General features: G+C 67.7%; 1 protein-coding gene. It reads right to left on the minus strand.

Annotated elements, in window-relative coordinates; all coding sequences use genetic code 11:
• Positions 1–904: IS5 family transposase (locus NNI01S_RS32965; RefSeq protein ID WP_063025457.1), on the minus strand; the 904-nt coding region annotated here is incomplete at its 3' end.
• Between the last annotated feature and the right edge of the window lie 170 nt (positions 905–1074).

Below are 1074 nucleotides of genomic sequence, written 5' to 3' on the forward strand. Positions count from 1 at the left end.
ACTGGTGTCGTAGCCATTGGTTTATGGCGGCGATGTGGATGGTGGCCAGGTAGCGAACGGCGAGTTTGTCGAAGCGGGTGGCGACAGCGCGGTGTTGTTTGAGCTGGTTGATGCCGCGTTCGACGGTGTTGCGGTCCCGGTAGCAGACCGGGTCGAACGCTGGCGGGCGGCCACCAGCGCTGCCGCGGTTGCGGCGGTGCGCGGCCTGGTCGGCCGGGACCGGGATCGTGGTTTTGATCCCGCGCCGACGCAGCCAGTCGCGGTTGGCGCGACTGGAATACGCCTTGTCGGCCAGTACTCGCTGCGGCCGTGATCGCGCCCGCCCGCCCGCGGGCTTGGCGACCTCGATCGCATCCAGAATGGCCGTGAACTGCGGACTGTCGCCAGCTTGACCCGCGGTGATCAGCATCGCCAACGCTCGGCAGCCCTGCTCGCACGCCAGATGCAGCTTGGTGGTCCAGCCACCCCGCGATCGGCCCAGGCCATGATCAGCTGGCTCGGGCACACCACAGCCACCGGGCGGTTCGGCCTGACGGTCGCTGTCGCGACGGGCGCCGCCAGCGTGTTGATGTGCTCGCACGACCGTCGAGTCCACACTCACCTGCCATCCGATCCGCCCGGCGGCATCAGCGAACACCTGCAGCAGTTTCACGATCACCAGCCACACACCACCGCGCTGCCAGCGGCGGAACAACCCGTACACCGCCGACCAGGACCCGTACTGCGGTGGTACGTCCCGCCACGGGCACCCCACCCGGGTCCGCCACCGGATCCCGTCGATGAGCTGCCGTTTCGTCCATTGCGGCGGGCGGCCCGCCTTCTTGTTGCGGGGCAGCAACGGCTCCAACCGCGCCCATTGGGCATCGGTCAGGTCCGCTCGCCCCGCCACCGCTACGCTGGTCAACGAGGTCTCCGTGTTCAAAGGTCATGCTTGGTCGCTGACCCGAATACCGGAGACCTCCCTCAATGTGCACGCTGACACGCCAACGCCGACAACAACTTCCACGGAAACGGTGAACGGGGTGGCACCGCTGCGCGGTGCCACCCCGACAAACACTTCGACACAGGCCCTAG

Source organism: Nocardia niwae NBRC 108934 = DSM 45340 (assembly GCF_001613465.1).
In the GTDB taxonomy this organism is placed as follows: domain Bacteria; phylum Actinomycetota; class Actinomycetes; order Mycobacteriales; family Mycobacteriaceae; genus Nocardia; species Nocardia niwae.